Raw genomic sequence first — 20,115 nt, 5'->3', positions numbered from 1 at the left:
TTCATGACCGAGACCGCATTACAGGATCTTTATCAGCGGCTGCGGCAGGCCCGCGCCGGTGACCGGCCGCGCCTGAAAAAACGCCTGGACGGCCTGGCCCGGCGTTTCAGTGAAGGCGGCCGCGACAAGGTGGCCGCCGCCATTGAAACCTCCGTGGCCGCCCGGGCGCGGCGTCGTACGCTGCTGGAGGCGCCCCTGGAATGGCCGGACCTGCCGGTGGTGCGCCACCGGGAGGAGCTGGCGGCGGCGATCCGTGACCATCAGGTGGTGGTGGTGGCCGGCGAAACCGGCTCCGGCAAGACCACCCAGCTGCCCAAGATCTGTCTGCAGCTGGGGCGCGGCGTGGACGGTTACATCGGCCACACCCAGCCGCGCCGTTTGGCGGCGCGCTCGGTGGCGGCGCGGCTGGCCGAGGAACTGCACACGCGGGTCGGCGAGAAGGTCGGCTACAAGGTGCGTTTCAGCGAACAGGTGGGCGAGGACAGCCTGATCAAGCTGATGACCGATGGCATGCTGCTCAGCGAGATCCAGAACGACCGCTTTCTCAATCAGTACGACACCCTGATCATCGACGAGGCCCACGAGCGCAGCCTCAACATCGATTTCCTGCTGGGCTATCTCAAGCAACTGCTGCCGCGCCGTCCGGACCTGAAGGTGATCATCACCTCGGCGACCATCGACCATGAGCGCTTCGCCGCCCACTTCGGCGAGGCGCCGGTGTTCGAGGTGTCCGGGCGTACCTTCCCGGTGGAGATCCGCTACCGGCCGCCGGAGGCGGACCGGGATCTGGCGCTGCAGGTGGAGGACGTGCTCCGCGAGATCCAGCGCGAGGAACGCCAGAGCGGCCCGCCCACCGCCCGCGATGTGCTGGTGTTTCTCAGTGGCGAGCGCGACATCCGCGACGTGCACCATCACCTCAAGCGCTGCGAGTTCCGCGACACGGAACTGCTGCCGCTGTACGCGCGGCTGAGCGGCGCCGAGCAGCAGCGCGTATTTTCCAGCCACCGGGGCCGGCGGGTGGTGCTCAGCACCAACGTGGCGGAGACCTCCCTGACGGTGCCCGGCATTCGCTATGTGATCGACGCCGGCACCGCCCGCATCAGCCGCTACAGCGTGCATTCCAAGGTGCAGCGGCTGCCGGTGGAGCCGGTGTCCCAGGCCAGCGCCAACCAGCGCGCCGGGCGCAGTGGCCGGCTGATGCCCGGCGTCTGTTTCCGGCTCTATGAGGAAGACGATTTTCTGCAGCGTCCGGTGTTCACCGATCCGGAAATCCAGCGCACCAATCTGGCGGCGGTGATTCTGCAGATGGCGGATCTGCGCCTGGGCGCGGTGGAGGACTTTCCCTTCATGGAGCCGCCGGACGGTCGCTTTATCCGCGACGGTTATCGGCTGCTGGAGGAACTGGGGGCCCTGGACAAGGGCCGCCGGCCCACCGCCCTGGGACGGCAACTGGCGCGCTTTCCCCTGGACCCGACCCTGGCGCGCATGGTGGTGGGCGGCGCCGACAAGAAAGCGCTGCGCGAGGTGCTGGTGATCGTCGCCGCCCTGGCGGTGCAGGACCCCCGCGAGCGGCCCCGGGACAAGCAGCAGCAGGCCGACCAGGCGCACCAGCCGTTCGAGGACAAGGACAGCGACTTCCTCTGGTTTCTCAATCTCTGGCGGTGGGCGGAGGAACAGCGCGAGGCGCTGTCCCGGGCCCAGTTCGAAAAGACCCTGAAAAAAACCTTTCTGGCGCCGTCGCGGATGCGCGAGTGGCGCGACACTCATCGCCAGCTGTTGCTGCTGGCCCGGGAGCAGGGCTGGGCCCTGAACGCGGAGCCGGCGGAGTATGAGTCGGTGCACCGGGCCATGCTCACCGGCCTGCTCGGCAATGTGATGCAGCGCGGCGAGGAAGGCGAGTGGCTGTCCACCCGCAACCGCAAGCCGTTGATCTGGCCCGGCTCGTCGCTGAGCAAGAGCGCCAACCGCAAGAACGGTGCCCGCTGGCTGATGGCCGCCGAGCAGGTGGAAACCAGCCGGCTGTTCGCCCGCTGCGTGGCGCGCATCGAGCCGCACTGGGTGGAGCAGGAAGCGGCGCATCTGATCAAGCGCCAGTACTTCGAGCCGCACTGGTCGAAAAAGCGCGGCTGCGTGATGGCCAAGGAGCAGGTCAACCTGTTCGGCCTGATCCTGGCGTCCGGCCGGCGGGTGAACTACGGCCCGCTGGATCCGCCCCTGGCCCGGGAACTGATGATCCGCGAGGGCCTGGTGGCCGGTCAGCTGAGCCGCGAGCCGGCCTTCGTGAAGGCCAACCGGGAGCGCCTGGAGCGGCTCGAGGCGATGGAGCACAAGCTGCGTCGCCGGGACATTCTTGTGGATGAGGAGGCCCGGGTGGCGTTCTACGACGAGCGCCTGCCGGAGGACCTGTACAGCCTCACGCACCTGGAAACCTGGTATCGCAAAACCGCCTCCGAGGCGCAGCGCCGGACGCTGCTGATGGACGACGATTTCCTGCTGTCGCGCAGCCCGGACCTGCGCGAGGACGCCTTTCCCGACCGGCTTGATCTGGACGGCCTGAGTCTGCCGTTGGAATACAGTTTCGACCCCACCGGCGACACCGACGGCGTCACCCTGGTGGTGCCGGTGGCGGCCCTGGGGCAGGTGCCCGACCAGCGGCTGGACTGGCTGGTGCCCGGCCTGCTCCGTGAAAAGCTGGAAGCGCTGATTCGTGGTCTGCCCAAGGCACGCCGGCGTCATTTCGTGCCGGTACCGGATTTCGTCAACGCGCTGATGGAGGCGTTGTCCCCGGACCAGCCGCTGCTGCCGGCCATGACCCGGGAGCTGCAGCGCATGACCGGCGTGCGGGTGGAGCAGGAAGAATGGCCGGTGGATCGCATCCCGGACCATCTGCGCATGAATGTGCGGGTGGTGGACGGCGAGGGCGCCGCCCTGCGGGAAAGTCGGGACCCGGCCGCCCTGCGCCGGGCCCTGGCGGAGCAGGTGGCGGCGGCGCCGGTGGTCCGTGACGAGCCGGACCCGGAAGGCCGTGACTGGTGTTTCGGCGCGGTGCCGGCCAGCGAGGAGCGGGAGCAGGGCGGCCTGCGGCTGCGCCATTATCCGGCCCTGGAAGACCTGGGCGACCGGGTGGCGCTGCGGCGCCGGGCGGACCCGGACGATGCCGCCTGGCACCACGGCTACGGCTGCGCGCGCCTGGCGCTGCTGGCGCTGGGCGATCAGGTGCGCGCCCTGAAGCGCTTCGCCGGCCAGCGTCCCGGTTTCCAGAAACTCAAGGCGGACAAATCCGAGCTGGGCCGGCACGGTCTGGAGCGGGTGCTGTTGCGGTTCGCCGCCGACCATTTCCGTTTTCATGCCGAGCCGGTGCGTGACGGTGACGCCTGGCGGACCCGCTTCGACGCCGGCCGTGGCGACTTCGTAAGCGCGGCGGAGAAGGCGCTCACCGGCTACGGCGAACTGTTCGTGGCCTATCGCGATACCATGGCGCGCCTGGAGAAAAATTTTCCGCTGGCCTGGGCCCACGCCCACCGGGATTTGAAGACCCAGCTCGGCGGACTGTTCAGCGATGCCTTTCCGCTGGCGGTGGAGGGGGAATGGCTGAGCGAGTACCCCCGCTATCTGACGGCGGTGGCCCAGCGTCTGGAAAAGATGGGCGGCCAGATCGGCCGCGACCGCGCCGTGGTGGCCGAGCTGGAGGATTACCAGGAGCGCTTCCTGCGCCGCGCCGGCGACACGCCTCCCTGGCGGCAGCCGGCGCCGCTGCGCCTGTTCCGCTGGATGATCGAGGAGTACCGGGTCAGCCTGTTCGCGCAGCCTCTGGGCACCAAGGTGCCGGTGTCCGCCAAGCGACTTAACAAGCAGTGGGAGGTCTGTTGAGCGCCGCGCCGCTTGCGCCCTTTGCGCCGGACCTGTCATATCCGGATAATTGACCTATTTACCGCCCTTTGCGCGAGGACAGGCTTGTGACCCATTCCGTAGTGATCAGCGGGACCGGACTCTGGACCCCTGAGCAATCCATCACCAACGACGAACTGGTGGCCTCCTTCAACGAGTACGTGGAGCGGCACAACCGTGAGCACGCGGCCGCCATCGAGGCCGGCGAGCGGGAAGCGCTGACCCCGTCCAACAGCGCCTTTATCGAAAAGGCGTCCGGCATCAAGCAGCGTTACGTGCTGGACAAGGAAGGCATTCTCGACCCGGACCGTCTGTGCCCGAGCATTCCCGAGCGCGGCGACGATGAGCTGTCGGTGCAGGCGGAGATCGCCGTCAAGGCGGCCCGCCAGGCGCTCGACAACGCCGGCCTGGGCCCGGACGACCTGGACGCGGTGCTGGTGGCCTGTTCCAACATGCAGCGCGCCTACCCGGCCATGGCCGTGGAAGTGCAGCAGGCGCTGGGCATGGAACACGGCTGGGGTTACGACATGAACGTGGCCTGTTCCAGCGCCACCTTCGGCATCCAGGCCGGCGTGGACGCCATCCGCAACGGCTCCGCCCGTCGCGTGCTGATGGTCAATCCGGAAATCTGTTCCGGCCATCTGGCCTGGCAGGATCGGGATTGCCATTTTATTTTCGGTGACGTGGCCACGGCGGTGATTCTGGAGCGCGCCGAGGACGCCACCAGCGCCACCCAGTGGGAAGTGCTGGGCACCCGTTTGCAGACCCGTTTTTCCAACAATATCCGCAATAATTTCGGCTTCCTGAACCGCGCCGATCCGTCCGGCGTGGGCGCCCGCGATAAATTGTTCCGCCAGGAAGGGCGCAAGGTATTCAAGGAAGTGTGCCCGATGGTGGCGGAACAGATCACCTCCCACCTGAGCGATCTCCAGGTGCCGGTGAGCGACGTGAAACGCATGTGGCTGCACCAGGCCAACCTGAGCATGAACGAGTTTATCGCCCGCCGCGTGCTGGGCCGGGACGCCAGCCGCGAGGAAGCGCCGGTGATTCTGGACGATTACGCCAACACCAGCTCGGCCGGTTCGATCATCGCGTTTCACAAGCACAACACCGATCTGGAAGCGGGCACCCACGGGGTGATTTGCTCCTTTGGCGCCGGTTATTCCATCGGCAGCGTGGTGGTCAATCGGGTGCGCTGAAAAAAAAAGATTTCGATCTCCACGTGATCTTTACCTGATCCGTGCATCCATAGGGTCACGGCGCCCAAGGTGCCGTCGACAATAAGTTTCATACAGTTCGAGCATACAGTTCGATAATGATGCGTTTCAGGAGATCGATCATGGCTAAAGAAAGCAAAATGAACCCGCTGGCCGCCACCCTGGGTGCCGCCGTCGTGGCTTCCGCGATGTCCATCCCGGCGGTACACGCCGCCGACAATCCGTTCGGCGCCACCGATCTGCAAAGCGGGTATCAACTCGCCGGCGATCACTCCAAGGACGGTGAAGGCAAGTGCGGCGAAGGCAGCTGCGGCGACAAGAAAGGTGAAGGCAGCTGCGGCGGCGACAAGAAGTCCGAAGGCAGCTGCGGCGGCCAGGGCTGACAGGCCGTTCCATGAAGACGTTCCCCGTGACCGGTACCGGTCTGGGGCTGAGGCGGGCCCTGATGGGCCCGCTGTCCCAAGCCCCGTCGCCGCCGGTGGATTTTCTGGAAGTGGCGCCGGAGAACTGGATTCCCATGGGCGGTCGGCTGGGTCGCGAGTTTCGCGCCTTCACCGAACGCTTCCCCTTCGTCAGTCACGGTCTGAGCCTGTCCCTGGGCGGCCCGGAGCCGCTGGATTTCGATCTGCTCGGACGGATCAAAACCTTTCTCGCCGAACACCGCATCCGCTGCTATACCGAGCACCTGAGCTATTGCGGTGACCACGGCCATCTTTACGATTTGATGCCGATTCCCTTCACCGAGGAAGCCGTGCACCACGCGGCGGAGCGTATCCGCCAGGTGCAGGATTTTCTTGGCCAGCGTATCGGCATCGAACATGTGAGCTACTACGCGGCGCCGCCGGTGCGCGAAAGCGCCGCCTTGAGCGAGCTGGACTTCGTGCGCGCGGTGCTGGAAGAGGCCGACTGTGGGTTGCTTCTGGATGTGAACAATGCCTATGTGAACGGCATCAATCACGGCTACGACGCCGCCGACTTCATTCGCGGCCTGCCCGGCGAGCGCATTTTTTATGTGCACGTGGCCGGCCATTTCGACGAGGCCGAGGACCTGAAAGTGGACACCCATGGCGCCGAGGTCATCGACCCGGTGTGGCGCCTGCTGGAGGTGGCTTACCAGGAATTCGGCGTGCTGCCCACCTTGCTGGAACGGGACTTCAATTTCCCGCCGTTCGACACCCTGTGCGATGAGCTGCGCCACATCGGCGCGCTGCAGCACACCCACGGCGGCGCCCGACCGGCGCTGCGGAGCGCCTGATGGCGGCCCCGGACCGGGACAGGGAACCGGAGTTCCAGCGTATCCAACGACGGTTCGCCGCCCACCTGCGCGATCCGGACCGGCACCCGGCCCCGGAGGGCATCGAGGAGCGGCGTCTGGCGGTCTATCGCAATCTGTTTTTCAACAACATCAACGGTTTTCTGGAAAAGGGCTTTCCGGTCCTCCGGGCGCTCCACGACGAGCCCGCCTGGCGGCGACTGGTGCGTACCTTCTTTGAGGCCCACACTTCCCGCTCACCCTATTTTCTCGAGATCGGCGCGGAATTCGTGACCTTTCTGGCGGAGGAGTACAGGCCGGAGGAGGGCGCCCCGCCGTTTCTGGCCGAGCTGGCCCATTACGAGTGGATGGAGGTGGTGCTGGAAACCGCCGACGCGCCGGCCCTGGACGGGACCACGGTGGACGGCGATCCGCTGTCCGGCGTGCCCTGCCTGTCGCCCTTGCACGCGGTGTTGCAATACCGCTGGCCGGTGCACCGCATCGGCCCGGAGCACCGGCCCACCGAGCCACCGCCGCGGCCGGTCTGGCTGCTGATCTACCGGGGCGCCGACGAGCGGGTGGCCTTCATGGAGATCAACGCGGCCACCGCCCGGCTGCTGGCGCTGATCGGCGAACATCCGACGGACAGCGGCGAGCGGCTGCTGGCCCGGCTGGGGGAGGAGATCGGGCATCCGGACCCGGCCGCCCTGCGTGCCTTCGGCGCCGATCTGCTGGCCGGACTGCGCCAGCGGGGACTGATTCTCGGCATCCGCGAGGGCCGCTCCGCGAATTGACTGGCTGGCGCAACCGCCAGGCCCGGCCAGGGAGCGGTTGCTCTGCCCACCGGGCGCGCCGCTATAATGCGCCGACGATAAAATCACGAAGAAAGGACTTTGCCCGTGCGCGTATGGATTCCTGCTCTGTTATGGATCGCCCTGGCCGGCTGTGCTCATTCCCCTTCCCAGACCCCGGCGGACGACGCCCCGCCGGCGGACGCCCCGGCCCGTAATGACCCCCGTGCCGCCGCCAGCGAGCAGGCCGACACCGACGCCGGCGACGATGACGAATGGGGCGAGGCGTCCACCCCCTTTGATCGCGGCGGCGCCGCCGCCTTCGAGGAGCGCGACCCCTGGAAGGGCTTCAACCGCAAAATCTTCGGCTTCAACGAATTCGTCGACCGCTATGCCATCAAGCCGGCGGCCAAGGGGTATCGCTGGATCACGCCGCAATGGCTGGACGACACCGTGACGCGCTTCTTCAGCAACCTGGGCGACATCGGTGACTCGATCAACTACGCGCTGCAATGGCAGTGGGGCGACGCCGGGCAGAACCTGGGGCGCTTCACGGTCAACACCACCCTGGGCCTGGCCGGGCTGTTCGACGTGGCCAGCGACATGAATCTGCACAACAGCGATACCAATCTGGACGTCACCCTGGGCCGCTGGGGCGTGCCCTCCGGGCCGTACCTGGTGCTGCCGATCTTCGGGCCGTCCTCGGTGCGCGACGCCGGTACCCTGTACCCGCGCTCCTACCTGTGGCCGCCCACCTATATCGAGGACGACCTGACCCGCTATGGCGTGGCGGCGCTGTACGGCGTGGACCTGCGCGCCGACCTGCTGGATCTGGAAAAGAACATCGTCGGTGACCGCTACACCTTTATCCGCAACGCCTATCTGCAGCGCCGGCTGATTCAGATCGAGGGGCCGGACGCGGCGGCGCCGCCGCTGCCGGACGAGGACCCGGCCCTGGAAGAGGACGACGGCTGGGAGTAACCCCGGCGCCCGGCGAGGCGGCGTTCAGCCGTCCTCGCCCAGGGCCGCCAGTTTGCCGCGGATGTAGTCGCCGTGGGAGACGTACAGCAGATCGGAAACCCGCCGGATCAGCTGCTCTTCGTGGACGTCCGCCTTGCCGTCGGCGGCGGCGATGGCCCACATGTCATAGATCAGCCGGACCCGGGTCTCCGGGTCCCAGCGTTCGCGCAGAGGCAGGGTGAACTCGAACAGGTCGGTGGCGGCTTCCACCCGTTCGCGCAGTTCCGCCACGATGTCATCCATCTCCGTCTGGTCCAGTTGCCAGTGCCGTTTTACCGCCTCCACCAGCAGGCGTTCTTCCTGTTCATCCACCTTGCCGTCGGTGCGCGCCACCTCCATCAGCAGGGCGGCGGCGGCACGGTGCAGGTCATCGGTACTGGTTTCGTTGTCGCGGTGGTCGGTGGGAAACAGGCGGGCAAGCCATTTCACGCGGCGATCTCCTCCTCGGTGAGCCGTTGTTCCAGGGCCCGCTGATCGGCGGCGAAGCGCCGGATGCCGTCGCTGAGCAGATCGCTGGCCATGGGGTTCTCATTCAGGGACCAGCGGAACGCCGCTTCGTTCACCGGCTGCCAGTCGGTTTCCGGTTCCACGTTGGTGTCTTCCAGGCGCCGTTCCAGGGTGCCGTCGTCGTTGCCCAGTTCATCCAGCAGGGCGGGGCTGATGGTCAGGCGGTCGCAGCCGGCCAGCGCCTCGATCTCGGCGGCGTTGCGGAAGCTGGCGCCCATCACGATGGTTTCCAGCCCGCGGGCCTTGAACAGGTGGAAGATGCGGCGCACCGACTGCACGCCGGGGTCCTGGTCGACGTGGTTGATCTCCAGGCCCTGCTTCACGTGCCAGTCGCGGATCCGGCCCACGAACGGCGAGATCAGGGTGGCGCCGGCCTCGGCGGCGGCCAGCGCCTGCTCCACCGCGAACACCAGGGTCAGGTTGCAGTGGATGCCTTCCTCTTCCAGGATGCGCGCCGCCTGGATGCCTTCCCAGGTGGCGGCGGCCTTGATCAGCACCCGGTCGCCGCCCACGCCCAGCTCCCGGTACAGCGCCATCAGCCGGCGCGCCTTGGCCACGGTGGCGGCGGTGTCGAACGACAGACGCGCGTCCACCTCGGTGGAGACCAGCCCCGGGATGTGTTCCAGCACCGCCTGGCCGGCGACGCAGGCGAAGGCGTCGCAGCACCAGGCCAGATCGTCGCCGTGTCCCATTTCCCGGGCCAGCTCGCGGGCCTGATCGAGCAGGTAGCGGAACCGTTCGTCGCGGGCCGCGGCGAGCAGCAGGGACGGGTTGGTGGTGGCGTCGTGGGGACGCAGAGCGGCGATCTTCTCCAGATCGCCGGTATCCGCCACCACGGTGGTCCACTGTTCCAGTTGTTGCCGTTTGCTCGTCATGATGTCCACCTTCCTGTTGGCCTGCTTCGCATGAATGTTCAGCAAGCAGCATAGCCAACGGTGGCCGCATCCAAAAGGGCCAACGCCTCTTCGAACACCTTTGGCGTGGCATCGCGGCGATGGGCGTTCTCGCTGAGATGACGGCGATAGGCGCGGGCGCCGGGCACCGCCTGGAACAGATTGAGCGCGTGGCGCAGCACGTGTTTGGGGTGCACCCCCTGGGCGTAGCGGCGCTGCAGATAGGGCAAAAAGGCCTCGGCCACGGCACGCCGGTCCGGGGCCGGCCCGGGTTCGCCGAACACGCGACGGTCCACGTCGGCCAGGAACCAGGGATTCATGTACGCCTCGCGGCCCACCATCAGGCCGTCCACCTGGCCCAGATGGGCGAGCATGCCGTCGATGTCCTTGAGCCCGCCGTTGAGGATGATCTCCAGGTGCGGAAACTCCGCTTTCACGGCATAGGCCCGGTCATAAATCAACGGTGGGATGTCACGGTTTTCCTTCGGCGACAGGCCGGAGAGGATCGCCTTGCGGGCATGAATGGTCAGGCTGCGGCAGCCGGCCCCGTCCATGTGCGTGACGAAGCGTTGCAGGAAGGCATAGTCGTCCTGGTCGTCGATGCCGATGCGGGTCTTCACCGTCACCGGCACCTCGGTGGCGGCGGCCATGGCGTCCACGCAGCGCGCCACCTGGTCCGGCTCCGCCATCAGCACGGCGCCGATCTTGCCCTGCTGCACCCGGTCCGACGGGCAGCCCACGTTGAGATTGATCTCGTCGTAGCCGTAGTCGGCACACACCCGCGCCGCCTCCGCCAACTGGGCCGGGTCACTGCCGCCCAGCTGCACCGCCAGCGGGTGCTCGGCGGCGTCGAAGCCCAGCAGCCGGTCGCGGTCGCCGTGGATCACCGCCGGCGCCACCACCATCTCGGTGTAGAGCAGGGTGCGCCGGGTGATCAGCCGGGCCAGGTAACGGAAGTCGCGGGTGGTATAGGCCATCATCGGCGCGATGGAGAAACGCCGGGACAGCGGAGCGGGGTGCGGAGAGGGGGCAATGGACATGGCGCCGATTATCGTGAAAACCGCAAAACACCGCAAACAAAGGTATATTCGTGTAAAAGCACCTTGCCGCGTTTCGCTGCTTCGTTTTTCATAAAAGCCACCTAAAACGAAGCAGGGAGAAAACCATGTTGGGATGGAGTCTGATTTTCCTGGTTATCGCCATCATCGCCGGGGTACTGGGTTTCGGCGGTATCGCCGGCACGGCGGCTGGCATCGCCAAGATTCTGTTTGTGGTCTTTTTGGTCATCTGGATCATCAGCTTGGTATTGGGACGACGCTGACGCGTCGGCTGTTCCCCGAACCGTGGCCGGTGGTTCGCTGACCGGCTGATAAGAGGGCCCGCATCTTCTATACTGCGGGCCCTCTTGTTTTTGTTTCCGGCCACGGAGTCAGCATGACCGTTCGCACCCGGGTGGCGCCTTCGCCCACCGGCGACCCCCACGTGGGCACCGCCTATATCGCTCTGTTCAATCTCTGCTACGCCCGTCAGCACGGCGGCCAGTTCATTCTGCGCATCGAGGACACCGACCAGAGCCGTTCCACCGACGCCTCCGAGCAGGCGATCCTGGATTCCCTGCGCTGGCTCGGCCTGAACTGGGACGAGGGCCCGGACGTGGGCGGCCCCCACGGTCCCTATCGCCAGAGCGAGCGGGCCCACCTGTACCGGGAGTACGCGGACAAGCTGCTGGCCGCCGGCCACGCCTTCAAGTGCTACCGCACCGCCGGCGAGCTGGACGAACTGCGCGCCGCCCTCAAGGAGGCCGGCGAAAACCGTGCCCTGAAGCCCTCGGACCTGGAACTGGACGCGGACGAACAGGCCCGCCGGGAAGCCGACGGCGCGCCCTATGTGGTGCGCATGCGCGTGCCCCTCGACGGCCGGTGCGAGATCCACGACCTGCTGCGCGGGCCGGTGGAACTGGACTGGGCCCTGGTGGACGCGCAGATCCTGCTCAAATCCGACGGCATGCCCACCTACCATCTGGCCAACGTGGTCGACGACCATCTGATGGGCATCACCCATGTGCTGCGCGGCGAGGAATGGCTCAACTCCGCGCCCAAGCACAAGCTGCTTTATGAGTACTTCGGCTGGGACTTGCCGGTGCTGTGTCATATGCCGCTGCTGCGCAACCCGGACAAGTCCAAGCTCAGCAAGCGCAAGAACCCCACCAGCATCAACTTCTACCGCCGCATGGGGTTCCTGCCCGAGGCGGTGGTCAACTATCTGGGCCGCATGGGCTGGTCGATGCCCGACGAGCGCGAGCGCTTCACCCTGGACGAGATGCAGGCGGCGTTCGATATCCAACGGGTGTCCCTGGGCGGCCCGGTGTTCGACGTGGAAAAACTCAGCTGGCTCAACGGGCAATGGTTGCGCGACCTGTCCGACGAGCAGTTTCTCGAGCAGCTGGTGCAGTGGGCGTTCAACCGCGACTACGCCATGCAGGTGCTGCCGCACATCAAGCAGCGGGTGGAGACCTTTGGCGAGGTGGTGGACAAGGCCGGCTTCTGCTTCTCCGGCCAGGTCACCGTACGCGAAGCGGATTTCGACCATCCCAAGATCGACCTGGACACGCAGAAGCAATGGCTGCAGTTCTATCTGTGGGCCTGCGAGGCACAGCGCGACTGGCGCCGCGACGCGCTGTTCGGCGACGCCAAGGCCCTGGCCGATGCGCTGGAAGTGAAGATCAAGGATTTCCTGTTCCCGGTGTTCGTCGCCATCGCCGGCACCAGCGCCAGCTTCTCGGTGGTGGACAGCATGGAACTGCTCGGCTCCGACATCAGCCGCGCCCGCCTGCGCCATGCCATCGAGGTGCTGGGGGGCGTGTCCAAGAAGCAGACCAAGAAGCTGGAGAAGGAATTCAGTGCACTTTTTCCGCAAACTGATTAAGCGTTGAACAGACGGACACCGAACCGTCAAAAACCGCCGGCGAGTGCTTGACAGGGTAGGGCCGCTGCGTAAAATACGCGGCTCCACACAGGGCATGACCCGGTGGGACAGTTTTGGGGCCATAGCTCAGCTGGGAGAGCGCTACAATGGCATTGTAGAGGTCGGCGGTTCGATCCCGCCTGGCTCCACCAAATACGTCCCCTTCGTCTAGTGGCCTAGGACACCGCCCTTTCACGGCGGTAACAGGGGTTCGACTCCCCTAGGGGACGCCACATAAAAAGGCCCCGGCTCTTTTGAGCCGGGGCTTTTTTATGTGGCGTTCATCCTCTAGGGGGGGGGGCCACTCCCCTAGGGGGTGAGCCGGGAATTCGCGAAGCACCGCTTCGCGCCGGCGAACGCCGGAAATCTGTGATTTCCGGCCGGACCGCCCCAGGATACTTGTCGTTGCCCCTCGACGAAGCCGAAATCCCAGGCTGGCACGCTCTTTTGAGCCGGGGCTTTTTTATGTGGCGTTCTTTCTCCCTACCCCTACGACAGCCGCCGGATCGTCAACACATGGGCGATCCGCTCCCCGTCCCACACATACTCATAATGGGTCGCCGGCGTCACCGACGCGATCAGATGCGGAGAGAGCAGGGCGAAGCACAGGGCGCCGCCGTGGCGCACCGACGCGTAGGCCAGACCGTGTTCATCGGCGTCGAACAGCCGCTGCCCCAGGGCCCGCCCCGGGCCGTAGTCGTCCGGCCGGTACCAGCCGCTGTCGTCGCGGTAGGGCGTGTGAATGTCCCGCAGCCGGGCGCTGAACCGCACCCGCAGCCCGCGCATCACGATGCGGTCGTATTTCAGCCCCGGCACTTTGCGAAAGTACTGCTCCTGATGGAAGCGGGTCTCGGCGAGGGCGGTGGCCATGCGCTCGGCGCAATAGAACACGCCGTAGCCGCCATCGGAAAACCGCGAGCCCTGCGGGCTCAGGTGCACGAACGGGCCGAGCGCGTAGTTGCAACCGGGGATGCCCCAGGGGCGCCGATGCGGCGGTACCCGGTGCAGTTCGCCCACCAGCATTTGCAAACGGGGGTTGGTCAGCGCCTGAACCGCGTAAAGCGCCTCGAAATCCGCCTGGTCGGCCACGTCGTCGAAGATGTCGATGGGCGGGTACTTGCCGTTCACCAACCGGTAGGCGTCCTGCTCCGGAAAGGCGCGCAGGGGCAGGTCGTCCGGATCCGTCACCACTGCCCCCCGCGCAGGCCGTCCAGTTGCCGGTGCACCTCATAAAGGCTGGCCACCCGGCCGTTGCTCATCACTTCCATCGGGCTGGCGCCGTTGAAGAAGGGGTTGTGATTGGGCAGCCGCACGAACCCGTACACGTTCTCCTTGTTGCCGAACAGGGTGCGCAGCGCCTGATGGATATTAAGCAGATAGCTGAGCCGCTCCAGGAGATCGTTGCCGATCCGGGCGCTGTCCGGGCGGCTCTGGTACTTATGCAGAGTGGAGCGCCCGACGCCGAGCAGCGCCATCTTCTCCTTCTCCGAACACTGCCAGTGGTCAAACAGGCGCAACACCGCCCGCAGGGCGGCGTGACGGGCTGAATCGTCCAGTGGCGGGGACGCCGGAAGCGCTTGCATCGCATCTCTCCTCTTGATGGCCCGTTTTTCTCTTCATGGCCTTGGTTCATGGACCTGGTATCGGTCGATACTGAAACGGGCCCTGGTAACGGGTCCATGATAAACACATTAGCCATTATAAGTCCATTTATGGACATCCCGACCGGGCGCTGTCCGTGGCCCGCCGCCACGGACTGTCAAAAAATGTTCAAAGCCCGCCAAAGCCGGAAACCGCCGTTGACCGGCGGGGTCTCTTTACCGAGTCTTTGCCAACCGAACAGGGAAAGGGAGAAGGGAATGCGCGTGGTTGTGATGTTGGCGCTGGTGGCCGGCGGTTTGTTGAGCGCCGGGCCCGGTCGGGCCGGACAGGAAGAGCCGGAGGGGCCCGCCTGGGTGGACGCTCATCTGCACTATGTGGACTTCATGCAGGAAGGCGAGGGCACCGCCGCCATGTTGAAGGCAATGGACCGGGCCGGGGTGGAGCAGGCCTGGCTGTTCGGCATGCCGGTCATGAAGAAATGGGAGGTCAGCGCGCCGCGACGTCCCCGTTATTATCTGGGGGACGAGGCGCCTCTGTACTACTACAGCGCCACCGACGACATCGTGGCCCAGGCGGTCCTGTCGATGCCGGAAAAGGAGCGGCGGCGGCTGATTCCCTTTATCAGCGGCTTCAACCCCACCGATATGAACGCGGCCCGCCAGGTGGAGGCGCTGATCCGGCGTTACCCGGGCCTGTGGCGCGGCATCGGCGAGGTGATCACGCGGCATGACGACCTGACCGCGCTCACCAATGGCGAGACGCCCCGCGCCAATCACCCGGCGCTGATGAAGGTGTACGCCCTGGCCGGCCGTTATCATCTGCCGGTGCTGTTGCACAGCAACCTGACCTCGCTGCGCGAGGAAACGCCGATTTACCTGCAGGAACTGGAGGAGGCGCTGGCCGCCCATCCGGACACCCGCTTCGTGCTGGCCCACGCCGGCACCAGCGGTGGGGTGGAGAAGCGCCAGGCGCCGCTGGATACGCTGCCGGAAATCATCCGCGCGCTGTTGGACCGCTACGACAACCTTTATATCGATCTGTCCTGGAGTGTGCGCGAGCACTACCTGCTGGACGACGACGAGCCCAGCGATACCTGGCTGGCGCTGATCGAGGACCACCCGGACCGCTTTACCCTGGGCACGGACCTGGTGGGCCATTTCGACAGTATGAAGAAGATTCTCGACGCCTACCGGCCGTTGCTGGACGCACTGCCGGAGGATGTGGCCCGGGCCCTGGCCCGGGACAACGCCCTGGCGCTGGTGCCGGAGCGGGGCGTCCGGCCGCAGGCCGAACGCGAGGACTGATCAATCCCGGTCGCGGCGCAGCCGGCGCAACAGGCTGGAGGTGTCCCAGCGGCCGCCGCCCATGGCCTGCACTTCCTTGTAGAACTCGTTGATCAGGGCGGTGGCCGGCAGGCTGGTGCCCAGGCGGGTGGCCTCGGCCAGGCAGATGTCCAGGTCCTTGCGCATCCAGTCCACCGCGAAACCGTGCTCGTATTCATCGTCGAGCATGGTGCGGTGGCGGTTGACCAGTTGCCAGGAGCCGCCGGCGCCGGCGCCGATCACCTGCATGGCCTTTTCCGCGTCCAGTCCGGCGTCGCGGGCGAAGGAGAGGGCCTCGGCCACCCCTTCGATGACGCTGGCCACGCAGATCTGATTGGCCATCTTGGTCAGCTGCCCCTGGCCCACCGGGCCCATGTGCACCACGGTCTTGCCGTAGTGGGCGAGCGCCGGTGACAGCCGCTCGAAGGTGGCCGGCTCGGCGCCGCACATGATCGACAGCTGGCCGTTTTCGGCGCCTTGCTGGCCGCCGGACACCGGTGCGTCCATGAAGTGCGCGCCCTGTTCGCGGCAGGCCGCGTCCAGGGTTTCCGCCATGGTGGCGCTGGCGGTGGTGTGGTCCACCAGTACCGCCTCCCGGGCCAGCGTGTGCACCGCGCCGTTGTCTTCCAGGGTGACCTGGCGCAGGTCCCGGTCGTTGCCCACGCACACGAACACGAACTCGGCGTCGCGGGCGGCCAGAGCCGGGGTGCGGGCGGTGCGCCCGCCAAACTCTCCGGCCCAGCGGGCGGCTTTGTCCTGGCTGCGATTGTAGACGGTGACCTCGAGCCCGGCGCGGGCCAGGTGGCCGGCCATGGGATAACCCATGTTGCCCAGTCCGATAAAGGCGGCGGTGGTCATGGCGTTACTCCTTGGGGGGAAGCGGGTAAACGGCGAAGCTGTCCCGGGTCAGGCTGCCCAGGTAGAGGCGCTGGCCGTACTGCTCCACGCTGGTGATGGGGGCGAAGGCGCCCTCGTCCTGATGCTGCAGGTTATCGGTGACCTGGCCCTGCTCGTCCAGGCCCAGCACGAAGGCGTGGCGCGCCGGCTGCGGCTGCATGAAGGCGGGCAGGCGGTAGACCACCTCGCGCAGCAGGGGCTTGTCGGACATGGCGTCCAGGGCGGCATTGCGCGGCGCGAACAGGGCCACCCAGAAGGTGCCGTCACCGTTGGCGGAGATGCCGTCCGGGATGCCCGGCAGGTTGTCGAGGAACACCTCGTGCTCGCCGGCCCGCTCGCCCTTGAGCCAGTAACGCACGATGTTGTAGCTGCCGGTCTGGGTCACCACCACGAAGTCCTCGTCGCGGGACAGGGCCACGCCGTTGGCGAACTGCAGACCGTCGATCAACACCGTGGTGGTGCCGTTAGCCGGGTCGTAGCGCAGAAAGCGGCCGTGGCCGCCGTGCTCGATAATGTCGTCGCGGGCGTGCATGGCCGGCCCGAACTTGGAGGACGCATCGGTGAAATAGACGGTGCCGTCGCTGGCCACGTCCACATCGTCGGTGAAGCGGAACGGCACACCGCCGGCGCTGTCCGCGAGCACCGTCAGGGCGCCGGAAGCCGGGTTCACCCGCAGCAGGCCCCGGTAGCCATCGGCCACCACCAGGGTGCCGTCCGGCGCGAAGTCCAGGCCCAGGGGGCGACCGTCGGTGTTGGCGATCAGGTCCGGATCGGTGCCGTTCGGATCAAAGCGCACCAGTCGGCCGTCCTGGTAGCCCACGTAGAGGTTGCCGTCCGCGTCGATGGCCACGTCCTCGGGGCCCACGCCCTCTCCCACGGCCAGTCGGTGGGCGCCGTCCAGGGCATCATTGACGGCGAAGCGGCCTTCCAGGGCCGGTGCCGCCGGCGCCTTCCAGGCCACCGGTTGCACCGGCACCGGCCAGAACAGCAGGTAGGCCCCCAGCGCCACGATGATCAGCAGGGCGATGATTTTTTTCATTGTGATTCCCTATTGGTCCGATCCATAAAAATGTCCGCGATGGCCGCCAGAAGTGTAGGCACTCGCCGGCCATAAAAAAAGGCCGCCCGGAGGCGGCCTTTCTGATCGGCACGAGGCGCGGTTTTACTTGCGCTCGTTGAGCGGCACCAGGTGACGCTCTTTCTCGCCGGTGTAGAGCTGGCGGGGACGGCCGATCTTGTAGGGATTGGAGATCATCTCGTTCCAGTGCGCGATCCAGCCCACGGTGCGGGACAGGGCGAAGATCACGGTGAACATGGAGGTCGGGATGCCGATCGCCTTGAGGATGATGCCGGAGTAGAAGTCCACGTTCGGGAACAGCTTCTTCTCCTTGAAGTAGGGGTCGCTCAGGGCGATCTCTTCCAGCTTCATGGCCAGCTCGAGCTTGGGATCGTTGACGCCCAGCTCGTTGAGCACCTCGTGGCAGGACTCGCGCATCACGGTGGCGCGCGGGTCGTAGTTCTTGTACACCCGGTGACCGAAGCCCATCAGCTTGAAGGGATCGTTCTTGTCCTTCGCCTTGGCCACGTAGGTCTCGATCTGGCTGATGTCGCCGATCTCGTCGAGCATGTTCAGCACCGCTTCGTTGGCACCGCCGTGGGCGGGGCCCCACAGGGCGGAAATGCCGGCGGCGATGCAGGCGAACGGGTTGGCACCGGAGGAGCCGGCCAGGCGCACCGTGGAGGTGGAGGCGTTCTGCTCATGATCGGCATGGAGGATGAAGATCTTATCCATGGCCCGCGCCAGGGTGGGGCTGACCTGGGTTTCCTCGCACGGATTACCAAACATCATGTGCAGGAAGTTTTCCGCGTAGCCGAGGTCGTTGCGCGGGTACATCAGCGGCTGGCCGAGGCCGTACTTGTAGCACATGGCCGCGATGGTCGGCATCTTCGCGATCAGCCGGTAGGCGGTGATCTCGCGGTGCTCGGGATTGGTGATGTCCAGGGAGTCGTGATAGAACGCGGACAGGGCACCGACCACGCCGCACATGATCGCCATCGGGTGCGCGTCACGGCGGAAGCCGTTGAAGAAATTGCGGATCTGTTCGTGCACCATGGTGTGGTTTTTCACGGTGCCGACGAACGCCTCTTTCTGCTCGGCATTGGGCAGCTCGCCGTTGAGCAGGAGGTAGCACACCTCAAGGTAGTCGGACTTGGCGGCCAGTTCCTCGATGGAATAGCCCCGGTGCAACAGCTTGCCGACTTCACCGTCGATATAGGTGATCTTGGATTCGCAGGAGGCGGTGGACGTGAAGCCCGGGTCGAAGGTAAACAGGCCGTTGGCGGTCAGGGAGGAAACGTCGATCTCGTCGCGGCCCAGGGTGGGCGTCAGGATCGGCAATTCCAGATCGTCGCGGCCCTCTACCTTGAGAATGGCTTTCTTCTCGGTCATGGGAATTTCTCCTCGGTGTATAGAGGGTACACCCGCCGGGCGCGCGATTAATATCGTGGCTTAACCGCCGTGGGTCCCGTGGGGAAGGTCCTCCAGAGCGCGGGGGACGTTAAAGTTTTGGTGGGTCTTTGTCAACGAGAAGCCCGCCCGCGCGCCGGCCACTTTTGTAGGGTAAACAGGCGATTACGCGCACCGCGACGGGGCGCGCCGCCCCGGCGGACGTCGCTCGCCGGCGGCAAAGCGCTTTGGAAAACAAGCGATTAACGGCGGGGGAGCGGAGCGGCACGGGGGGTCTTCACGATCCGCCCACCCGGGTTCTCGCTACTATAAAAACAGGTGGTTGACGTTTGTTTTGCCGCAGGCGCGGCGATATACTGCCGCCCGCGACGAAGTCTCCCGCCTGCGCCGCCCGGACCCCTGGCCCGGTTTGGCGTGGTTTCAGGCTTCAGTGGGCTCCACCCCGGCCCGGGCAGCAGCGGCCAAACCTCACAGGTGTTACGACGCCGCCGTTGGTGCCAAGTTCCCGACAACCGCTCCGGTCACCGCCGGAGCCCGGCAAAAGTGTAGGCTACCGTGAACGACAAGAGACCCGTTAACCTCGATCTGACGACGATCAAGTTCCCGGTCACCGCCATTGCGTCCATCACCCACCGCATTACCGGTGTGGCCATTTTCGTGGCCCTGCCCGTGTTGCTGTGGATGATGGATCGCTCCCTGGCGTCCCCCGAGAGCTTTGCGGACCTGAAACAACTGATGACCTCACCACTGGCCAAGCTGGTGCTGTGGGCGATCCTGTCCTTTATTTCCTATCACCTGGTGGCCGGTATCCGCCACCTGATCATGGACACCGGCGTGGGTGAAACCCTCGAAGGCGGCCGACGGGGCGCCAAGCTCACGTTCATCGTCACCGCGGTGCTGATTCTGCTGGCAGGAGCCTGGGTATGGTAACGAGCGTAACGAGCCTTGGCCGTAACGGCCTGTATGACTGGCTGATCCAACGGGTCTCCGCCGTGGTGATCGCGGTGTACGTGATCGGCATGGTCGGCTACCTGATCTGCAACAGCGACCTGGACTACGCCACCTGGAGCGCGTTCATGGGGTCGGTGCCGATGCGCATCGCCAATACCCTGATGCTGTTCTCCGTGGCCGCCCACACCTGGATCGGCCTGTGGAGCGTAACCACCGACTACCTGACCGGTCTGACCTTCGGCAAGGCCGCCACCAGCGTTCGTCTGGTGGTACAGATGGCCATCGCCCTGCTGCTGCTGGTCTACATCCTTTGGGGTCTGCTGATGATCTGGGGAGGCGCATAA

Annotated in this window: 19 protein-coding genes and 2 tRNA genes; 13 read left to right on the top strand and 8 right to left on the bottom strand. The window is 66.0% G+C overall.

The window, feature by feature from the left end:
• Positions 1-3 precede the first annotated feature (3 nt).
• From hrpA to ACLD0W_RS15835, 6 genes are all read left to right on the top strand, one after another.
• The gene (gene hrpA, locus ACLD0W_RS15860) at positions 4-3,870 is read left to right on the top strand and encodes an ATP-dependent RNA helicase HrpA (RefSeq protein WP_410308456.1); all 3,867 of its coding nucleotides are present in this window, start codon (positions 4-6) and stop codon (positions 3,868-3,870) included.
• Between the two features lie 86 nt (positions 3,871-3,956).
• Positions 3,957-5,087, top strand: coding sequence for a beta-ketoacyl-ACP synthase III (locus tag ACLD0W_RS15855; RefSeq protein WP_410308455.1), 1,131 nt, complete (start codon positions 3,957-3,959; stop codon positions 5,085-5,087).
• 140 nt (positions 5,088-5,227) lie between these two features.
• Positions 5,228-5,488 (top strand): hypothetical protein, encoded by a 261-nt coding sequence (locus tag ACLD0W_RS15850; protein WP_410308454.1) that lies wholly within the window; start codon positions 5,228-5,230, stop codon positions 5,486-5,488.
• Positions 5,489-5,499: 11 nt separating this feature from the next.
• Entirely contained in the window at positions 5,500-6,360 is an 861-nt protein-coding gene (locus ACLD0W_RS15845) for a DUF692 domain-containing protein (RefSeq protein WP_410308453.1), read from the top strand.
• A complete protein-coding gene (locus ACLD0W_RS15840) occupies positions 6,360-7,151 on the top strand; it encodes a DUF2063 domain-containing protein (RefSeq protein ID WP_410308452.1) in 792 nt (263 codons plus the stop codon). Before ACLD0W_RS15845 ends, ACLD0W_RS15840 begins: the two co-directional genes overlap by 1 nt.
• Positions 7,152-7,256: 105 nt before the next feature.
• Positions 7,257-8,129, top strand: coding sequence for a VacJ family lipoprotein (locus ACLD0W_RS15835; RefSeq protein WP_410308451.1), 873 nt, complete (start codon positions 7,257-7,259; stop codon positions 8,127-8,129).
• Positions 8,130-8,153: 24 nt separating this feature from the next.
• On the opposite strand, the gene ACLD0W_RS15830 is transcribed toward ACLD0W_RS15835, so the two are convergent.
• From ACLD0W_RS15830 to dusA, 3 genes are read right to left on the bottom strand one after another with little or no spacing between them, the layout of a single operon-like run.
• Positions 8,154-8,597: a TerB family tellurite resistance protein gene (locus ACLD0W_RS15830; RefSeq protein ID WP_410308450.1), complete on the bottom strand. Its 444-nt coding sequence runs from the start codon at positions 8,595-8,597 to the stop codon at positions 8,154-8,156.
• Positions 8,594-9,550, bottom strand: coding sequence for a transaldolase (locus ACLD0W_RS15825; protein ID WP_410308449.1), 957 nt, complete (start codon positions 9,548-9,550; stop codon positions 8,594-8,596). Before ACLD0W_RS15825 ends, ACLD0W_RS15830 begins: the two co-directional genes overlap by 4 nt.
• A 38-nt stretch (positions 9,551-9,588) precedes the next feature.
• Positions 9,589-10,608 carry a tRNA dihydrouridine(20/20a) synthase DusA gene (dusA, locus tag ACLD0W_RS15820; RefSeq protein WP_410308448.1) on the bottom strand — a complete coding sequence of 340 codons (1,020 nt, stop codon included), beginning with the start codon at positions 10,606-10,608 and terminating at the stop codon, positions 9,589-9,591.
• A gap of 125 nt (positions 10,609-10,733) precedes the next feature.
• Between dusA and ACLD0W_RS15815 the strand changes: the two genes are divergently transcribed.
• The 4 genes from ACLD0W_RS15815 (at position 10,734) to ACLD0W_RS15800 (ending at position 12,765) form a co-directional block, all read left to right on the top strand.
• Entirely contained in the window at positions 10,734-10,889 is a 156-nt protein-coding gene (locus ACLD0W_RS15815; protein ID WP_204427940.1) for a DUF1328 domain-containing protein, read from the top strand.
• Between the two features lie 113 nt (positions 10,890-11,002).
• Positions 11,003-12,493 (top strand): glutamate--tRNA ligase, encoded by a 1,491-nt coding sequence (gene gltX, locus ACLD0W_RS15810; protein ID WP_410308447.1) that lies wholly within the window; start codon positions 11,003-11,005, stop codon positions 12,491-12,493.
• Positions 12,494-12,608: 115 nt separating this feature from the next.
• Positions 12,609-12,684, top strand: a tRNA-Ala gene (locus ACLD0W_RS15805).
• 5 nt (positions 12,685-12,689) lie between these two features.
• Positions 12,690-12,765 (top strand) — tRNA-Glu (locus ACLD0W_RS15800).
• A 256-nt stretch (positions 12,766-13,021) separates the two neighbouring features.
• Here the strand turns inward: ACLD0W_RS15800 and ACLD0W_RS15795 are convergent.
• Together ACLD0W_RS15795 and ACLD0W_RS15790 are read right to left on the bottom strand one after the other, a co-directional pair.
• Positions 13,022-13,720: an RES family NAD+ phosphorylase gene (locus ACLD0W_RS15795; protein WP_410308446.1), complete on the bottom strand. Its 699-nt coding sequence runs from the start codon at positions 13,718-13,720 to the stop codon at positions 13,022-13,024.
• Positions 13,717-14,115: an antitoxin Xre-like helix-turn-helix domain-containing protein gene (locus ACLD0W_RS15790; RefSeq protein ID WP_410308445.1), complete on the bottom strand. Its 399-nt coding sequence runs from the start codon at positions 14,113-14,115 to the stop codon at positions 13,717-13,719. The genes ACLD0W_RS15795 and ACLD0W_RS15790 overlap by 4 nt, the downstream gene beginning before the upstream one ends.
• A 276-nt stretch (positions 14,116-14,391) precedes the next feature.
• Here ACLD0W_RS15790 and ACLD0W_RS15785 point away from each other — a divergent pair, with 276 nt between their 5' ends.
• The gene (locus tag ACLD0W_RS15785; RefSeq protein ID WP_410308444.1) at positions 14,392-15,438 is read left to right on the top strand and encodes an amidohydrolase family protein; all 1,047 of its coding nucleotides are present in this window, start codon (positions 14,392-14,394) and stop codon (positions 15,436-15,438) included.
• Here ACLD0W_RS15785 and ACLD0W_RS15780 read toward each other — a convergent pair whose 3' ends face one another.
• From ACLD0W_RS15780 to gltA, 3 genes are all read right to left on the bottom strand, one after another.
• Entirely contained in the window at positions 15,439-16,314 is an 876-nt protein-coding gene (locus tag ACLD0W_RS15780) for an NAD(P)-dependent oxidoreductase (protein WP_410308443.1), read from the bottom strand.
• Positions 16,315-16,318: 4 nt separating this feature from the next.
• Positions 16,319-17,392: an SMP-30/gluconolactonase/LRE family protein gene (locus ACLD0W_RS15775; protein WP_410308442.1), complete on the bottom strand. Its 1,074-nt coding sequence runs from the start codon at positions 17,390-17,392 to the stop codon at positions 16,319-16,321.
• A 123-nt stretch (positions 17,393-17,515) separates the two neighbouring features.
• Positions 17,516-18,802, bottom strand: a complete 1,287-nt coding sequence (gene gltA / locus ACLD0W_RS15770; RefSeq protein WP_410308441.1) for a citrate synthase — start codon at positions 18,800-18,802, stop codon at positions 17,516-17,518.
• Between the two features lie 573 nt (positions 18,803-19,375).
• Between gltA and sdhC the strand changes: the two genes are divergently transcribed.
• Positions 19,376-19,750 carry a succinate dehydrogenase, cytochrome b556 subunit gene (sdhC, locus tag ACLD0W_RS15765; RefSeq protein ID WP_410308440.1) on the top strand — a complete coding sequence of 125 codons (375 nt, stop codon included), beginning with the start codon at positions 19,376-19,378 and terminating at the stop codon, positions 19,748-19,750.
• A complete protein-coding gene (gene sdhD / locus ACLD0W_RS15760) occupies positions 19,744-20,115 on the top strand; it encodes a succinate dehydrogenase, hydrophobic membrane anchor protein (protein ID WP_410308439.1) in 372 nt (123 codons plus the stop codon). The genes sdhC and sdhD overlap by 7 nt, the downstream gene beginning before the upstream one ends.

Origin of the sequence: Alloalcanivorax sp. C16-1 (assembly GCF_046507805.1) — a bacterium.
Classification (GTDB): domain Bacteria; phylum Pseudomonadota; class Gammaproteobacteria; order Pseudomonadales; family Alcanivoracaceae; genus Alloalcanivorax.
The sequence above is the reverse complement of the archived record's forward strand: the minus strand, read 5'-3'. Positions and strand labels throughout refer to the sequence as shown.

Coding starts and splice junctions, on each gene's coding strand:
- ACLD0W_RS15825 (WP_410308449.1), bottom strand. CDS start 9,550: ATGACGAGCAAACGGCAACAACTGGAACAGTGGACCACCGTGGTGGCG.
- ACLD0W_RS15840 (WP_410308452.1), top strand. CDS start 6,360: ATGGCGGCCCCGGACCGGGACAGGGAACCGGAGTTCCAGCGTATCCAA.
- dusA (WP_410308448.1), bottom strand. CDS start 10,608: ATGTCCATTGCCCCCTCTCCGCACCCCGCTCCGCTGTCCCGGCGTTTC.
- ACLD0W_RS15790 (WP_410308445.1), bottom strand. CDS start 14,115: ATGCAAGCGCTTCCGGCGTCCCCGCCACTGGACGATTCAGCCCGTCAC.
- ACLD0W_RS15780 (WP_410308443.1), bottom strand. CDS start 16,314: ATGACCACCGCCGCCTTTATCGGACTGGGCAACATGGGTTATCCCATG.
- ACLD0W_RS15785 (WP_410308444.1), top strand. CDS start 14,392: ATGCGCGTGGTTGTGATGTTGGCGCTGGTGGCCGGCGGTTTGTTGAGC.
- ACLD0W_RS15850 (WP_410308454.1), top strand. CDS start 5,228: ATGGCTAAAGAAAGCAAAATGAACCCGCTGGCCGCCACCCTGGGTGCC.
- gltA (WP_410308441.1), bottom strand. CDS start 18,802: ATGACCGAGAAGAAAGCCATTCTCAAGGTAGAGGGCCGCGACGATCTG.
- gltX (WP_410308447.1), top strand. CDS start 11,003: ATGACCGTTCGCACCCGGGTGGCGCCTTCGCCCACCGGCGACCCCCAC.
- sdhD (WP_410308439.1), top strand. CDS start 19,744: ATGGTAACGAGCGTAACGAGCCTTGGCCGTAACGGCCTGTATGACTGG.
- ACLD0W_RS15775 (WP_410308442.1), bottom strand. CDS start 17,392: ATGAAAAAAATCATCGCCCTGCTGATCATCGTGGCGCTGGGGGCCTAC.
- hrpA (WP_410308456.1), top strand. CDS start 4: ATGACCGAGACCGCATTACAGGATCTTTATCAGCGGCTGCGGCAGGCC.
- ACLD0W_RS15845 (WP_410308453.1), top strand. CDS start 5,500: ATGAAGACGTTCCCCGTGACCGGTACCGGTCTGGGGCTGAGGCGGGCC.
- ACLD0W_RS15815 (WP_204427940.1), top strand. CDS start 10,734: ATGTTGGGATGGAGTCTGATTTTCCTGGTTATCGCCATCATCGCCGGG.